This window comes from Acidithiobacillus concretivorus (assembly GCF_018853445.1).
Taxonomy (GTDB): Bacteria; Pseudomonadota; Gammaproteobacteria; order Acidithiobacillales; family Acidithiobacillaceae; genus Acidithiobacillus; species Acidithiobacillus concretivorus.
Map to the genome: position 1 here is coordinate 1 of NZ_JABELD010000165.1, position 4,278 is coordinate 4,278.

Annotated in this window: 7 protein-coding genes; all 7 read left to right on the forward strand. The window is 57.9% G+C overall.

Features of this window, described 5'->3' with window-relative positions:
* Positions 1-372: 372 nt before the first annotated feature.
* Positions 373-819, forward strand: coding sequence for a host attachment protein (locus tag HJG40_RS14400; RefSeq protein ID WP_215864837.1), 447 nt, complete (start codon positions 373-375; stop codon positions 817-819).
* Positions 820-881: 62 nt separating this feature from the next.
* The gene (locus HJG40_RS14405) at positions 882-1,355 is read left to right on the forward strand and encodes a YbhB/YbcL family Raf kinase inhibitor-like protein (protein WP_215864838.1); all 474 of its coding nucleotides are present in this window, start codon (positions 882-884) and stop codon (positions 1,353-1,355) included.
* Positions 1,356-1,489: 134 nt separating this feature from the next.
* Complete coding sequence (locus HJG40_RS15280) at positions 1,490-1,618, forward strand: hypothetical protein (protein ID WP_264317595.1); 129 nt, start codon at positions 1,490-1,492, stop codon at positions 1,616-1,618.
* A complete protein-coding gene (locus tag HJG40_RS15195; RefSeq protein WP_226857483.1) occupies positions 1,599-2,009 on the forward strand; it encodes a phosphoribosyltransferase in 411 nt (136 codons plus the stop codon). Before HJG40_RS15280 ends, HJG40_RS15195 begins: the two co-directional genes overlap by 20 nt.
* A 305-nt stretch (positions 2,010-2,314) precedes the next feature.
* Positions 2,315-3,139 (forward strand): AmmeMemoRadiSam system protein B, encoded by an 825-nt coding sequence (amrB, locus tag HJG40_RS14415; protein WP_215864839.1) that lies wholly within the window; start codon positions 2,315-2,317, stop codon positions 3,137-3,139.
* Positions 3,136-3,750, forward strand: coding sequence for an AmmeMemoRadiSam system protein A (gene amrA, locus HJG40_RS14420; RefSeq protein ID WP_215864840.1), 615 nt, complete (start codon positions 3,136-3,138; stop codon positions 3,748-3,750). The genes amrB and amrA overlap by 4 nt, the downstream gene beginning before the upstream one ends.
* Positions 3,747-4,278: AmmeMemoRadiSam system radical SAM enzyme (amrS, locus tag HJG40_RS14425; protein WP_215864841.1), on the forward strand; the 532-nt coding region annotated here is incomplete at its 3' end. The genes amrA and amrS, both read left to right, overlap by 4 nt.

Below are 4,278 nucleotides of genomic sequence, written 5' to 3' on the forward strand. Positions count from 1 at the left end.
ACGTGCTCGAAAAGCTCCCCACTTGGCCCAACAAGCGGCTCCACGAACTCTTGCCGTGGAACTGGAAAAAAACCGCATTACCCTGATGGGCGCCAATCCGCAAGGGTGGGTTGGCTGAACGTTTACTGTTCTTCGTCAAAAAGTTTCATACCGCCCCCCGATTTGCTCACTATATGTGCACAAGAAAGGCCACATAATGATGTTACAGAATATGCGGAACTAGACTAGTATTGTACAGAGTAAGGAGATAGTTGGGTTCGATCGGCTGATGGCAGGCCGTTTCGGGAGTATCGGGACGAAAAATCTCTTCATTAAAACTTCCACTCGTCGATAACTCTGGGTTTGTACATAAATTTCAAAAGGAGGAACATTATGACCAACACTTGGATATTGGTAAGCAACGCCGCTGAAGCACGACTTTTTTTGAATGAAGGCTGTGGCAAAGGGTTGCATCTTGTCAATAATTGGGTTCATCCAGATAGCCGCAAGCATGAGGGAGATTTCATCACCAGTAGTGCTGGTCGCGTCCAGCAAAGTGATGCTCACGGCGCGCGTCCGGCTATCCAGTGGAAGACCAGCCCCAAGGAAACAGAAATGCAGCACTTTGCTGCCGAATTGGTGAAATATCTTGAGTCTGGACGCATGACTGGTGCCTTTCAGCATCTGATCCTCGTGGCACCACCACATTTCCTTGGTCTCATCCGTGAACACCTGGATAATCCTATGGACGCACTGGTACGCGCCACGTTGGACAAAGATTACAGCCAGGAAGGGGAGCCTGAATTGATTAAGCATCTCACCGGGATATTGTGTCGCTGAAAGATTATCGAAAGGACATTGTGTGATCAACGGCTGCTGAACCCGCTACTCAAGGACTAGCCATGCAAATCTACTCAAACGCCTTCTCCAACAACGGCATCATTCCGCGCCAGTACACCTGTGAATGTGAAGGGGCGGACCTTTCTCCCCCTCTGCGCTGGGAGGATCTCCCCACCAAGACCCAAAGTCTGGCCCTTATCGTCGAAGACCCTGATGCCCCGGACCCGGCCGCTCCCCAACGCATCTGGGTACATTGGGTGTTGTATGACATTCCGCCCCATGTCCAGGATCTCCCCGCAGGGGTTCAGACGCTTCCATCCGGCACCCAGGAAGGGATCAACGACTGGCAGCGTGGGGGATACGGCGGACCCTGCCCGCCCATCGGCAGGCACCGGTATTTTTTTCGACTCTACGCCCTCGATACAGACCTTCCCGCTCTGCTGGTTCCTGACAAGGACAATCTCCAGAAGGCCATACGCGGGCATGTGCTGGCCGAAGCCACCCTCATTGGGCGCTATGCCAAGGGTGATCACTAAGCCGCAAGCTTCAGGTAATTCTTAGCTATTCAGCAAGCGGAGAGGGTCGGTATCGCCGACGCTTCGAGAGTCAGGTCGGTTACTTCGAACGCCGCCGTATTCTCTGCCCGGTTAGGCATGTATAGGAGAAAGAGATGTCATTTACAAATCGTGAAGAAGCCGCCTTGGTATTGGCTCAGCGTCTGGCGGCCTATCGAGGAAAAAAACCGCTTATCCTCGCCATCCCCCGAGGAGCTGTGCCCCATGGGGGCGATCATTGCTGACGCCTTGGAAGGAGATCTTGATGTGGTCCTGGTGCGCAAATTGGGAGCACCCGATAACCCAGAATTTGCCGTGGGTGCTGTGGATGAAAGCGGAGGAATCCTGGTGGAGCCCTATGCACAGCGTATCGGAATCAGTGAGCAGTATCTCCAGAAAGAGGCCGCGCGGCAATTGAAGGTGATAAAAAGACGTCGTGCCCAGTACAATCCTGTCTACCACCACTTTAATCCTGCTGGTCGGTTGGTAATCGTCGTCGATGATGGTGCGGCCACTGGCAGCACTCTTGGTATGGCTTTGCGCTTTTTGCGTGAGCGGCGGCCCCAACGCCTCGTAGCCGCCGTGGGGGTAGCACCGCCGGAAGTTGCCATACAATTTAACAACCCTGGCCGATGAAGTGCTCTGCCTGGAAACGCCTGACCCCTTTTACGCTGTGGGCAACTTTTATACCGACTTTGGTGAGGTTACCGATGATGATGTAATCGCGATTTTGAGTAAATCGCAGGGAGCGCAGGAAAAGCACCGAGAAAAATCGTAGCGATCTATGCATCTCCAACCATTCACGACCTACATGAGGTTGGGCAATGAACGATGAGAAAGGTTCAGAGGCATGTTCTCAGATAACGAAAGACGGGCGCGCCCTGCCCTTGAAAAATACCCATCGCATCCTGATATAGGCATTAACCAGGGAGGAACCGGTCATGATCCGTATGCGACCAGCCGCCGTGGCGGGTGCTTTTTATCCCGCACAGGCAACGACTCTGAACAAAGACTTGCGACATTATCTCCACGAGGCCGGCACGCGCCTGCCCAGCGGCCAGGAGACGTCGTCATGGCCCAAGGCACTGATCGTCCCCCACGCCGGTTATGTCTACTCCGGGTCCATAGCGGCCAGCGCCTATCGCTTGCTGGCGCGGGGCCGTGGGAAAATCCAGCGGGTCGTCATCCTCGGCCCAGCCCATCGCGTACCCTTTCGGGGCATCGCCCTGCCCGGCGCGGATGCCTTCCAGACCCCCCTCGGCGCGCTCCCCGTGGACCGCGCCGGGGTCGCCGCCATTGCGCACTTGCCCCAGATCCTGGAATTGCCCATCGCCCATGCACAGGAACACGCCCTGGAAGTACAACTGCCATTCCTGCAAGAGGTCCTGGGGCAGGTGTCCATCCTGCCTCTGGTGGTAGGGGAAGCGAGCCCCAGGGAAGTGGCAGAAGTGCTTGATGCCCTATGGGGCGGGCCGGAAACCGTCATCCTGATCAGTTCGGATCTTTCCCATTACCATCCCTATGCCGAGGCGCGCAGCATCGACAACGCTACGGTCCAGCAGATCCTGCGCCTGGACGGCACGCCCATCCATCATGAGCAGGCCTGTGGCGCCACACCCATCAATGGCCTTCTGCAGGCCGCCCATCGTCATCACCTGCAGCCGCGCTTGCTCAATCTGCGCAATTCCGGTGATACCGCCGGAAGTCGGGACGCAGTGGTCGGCTACGCGGCCTTTGCCTTTTTCACGGAGCCCACAACGCCATGAGCCACACCCAGCATTCATCTCAGGAACACCGTCCGGGTCAGCTTCCGGAAAATGCAGGTCCGGTTTTGCTGGGGCTGGCCCGGACGGCCATTACCGAGGCTTTGGGCCAGACAGTGGCACCCGCCCCTGCCGCCAACTGGCTGCGCGATCCGGCAGCAAGCTTTGTCACACTCAACCAGCAGGGCGTCTTGCGCGGCTGCATTGGCAGCCTCATCGCCCATCGCCCCCTCGGCGAAGACATCCGCGCCAATGCCCTGGCGGCGGCCTTTCATGACCCCCGCTTTCCACCCGTGAGCGCGGCAGAGTGGCTTAGCGTACAAGTGGAAGTGTCGGTCCTATCTCCGCTGGAACGGCTGACCGTCCGCAGCGAAGTCGACCTGATCACCCAGATTCAGTCGGGCAGGCATGGCCTTCTCCTGCGTTACGGGGCCTATCAGGGCACCTTCCTTCCCCAGGTTTGGGAAGATCTGCCAGATCCCAAGCAATTCCTGAGCCAACTCAAGCGCAAGGCCGGGCTTCCGTCGGATTTCTGGTCGCTGGATCTCGAAGTCTATCGCTACCATGTCGAAAAATGGCGCGAGCCCCAGGCCCCCGCCGGGAAGGCAACATGAATACCGAAAACGCCGAACAACCCGAAGGGCAGCATCCCGCCTATTACTGGCATCGGCTGGAGGACGGCCGCATCCAGTGCGACCTCTGTCCCCGCGACTGCCGCCTCAATGACGGCCAGCGCGGTGCCTGCTTCGTCCGTCAGCGGGTGGGCGATGAGATGGTGCTCACCACCTATGGACGATCCTCCGGCTTCTGTGTGGACCCCATCGAGAAAAAGCCCCTGAACCACTTTTATCCGGGCAGCAGCGTCCTGTCCTTTGGCACAGCGGGCTGCAATCTCGCCTGCAAGTTCTGCCAGAACTGGGACATTTCCAAATCCCGGGAGATGGACCGCCTGCAGGATCAGGCCAGCCCTGCGGCCATTGCGCAGACGGCCCAGTCCCTAGGCTGCAAAAGCGTGGCCTTCACCTACAACGACCCCATCATCTTTGCCGAATACGCCATGGACACCGCCGATGCCTGCCACGCCCAAGGGATTCAGACGGTGGCGGTGACGGCGGGCTATGTGCACGCTGAGGCCCGGCGGG

Coding starts and splice junctions, on each gene's coding strand:
- HJG40_RS14400 (WP_215864837.1), top strand. CDS start 373: ATGACCAACACTTGGATATTGGTAAGCAACGCCGCTGAAGCACGACTT.
- HJG40_RS14405 (WP_215864838.1), top strand. CDS start 882: ATGCAAATCTACTCAAACGCCTTCTCCAACAACGGCATCATTCCGCGC.
- HJG40_RS15280 (WP_264317595.1), top strand. CDS start 1,490: ATGTCATTTACAAATCGTGAAGAAGCCGCCTTGGTATTGGCTCAGCGT.
- HJG40_RS15195 (WP_226857483.1), top strand. CDS start 1,599: ATGGGGGCGATCATTGCTGACGCCTTGGAAGGAGATCTTGATGTGGTC.
- amrB (WP_215864839.1), top strand. CDS start 2,315: ATGATCCGTATGCGACCAGCCGCCGTGGCGGGTGCTTTTTATCCCGCA.
- amrA (WP_215864840.1), top strand. CDS start 3,136: ATGAGCCACACCCAGCATTCATCTCAGGAACACCGTCCGGGTCAGCTT.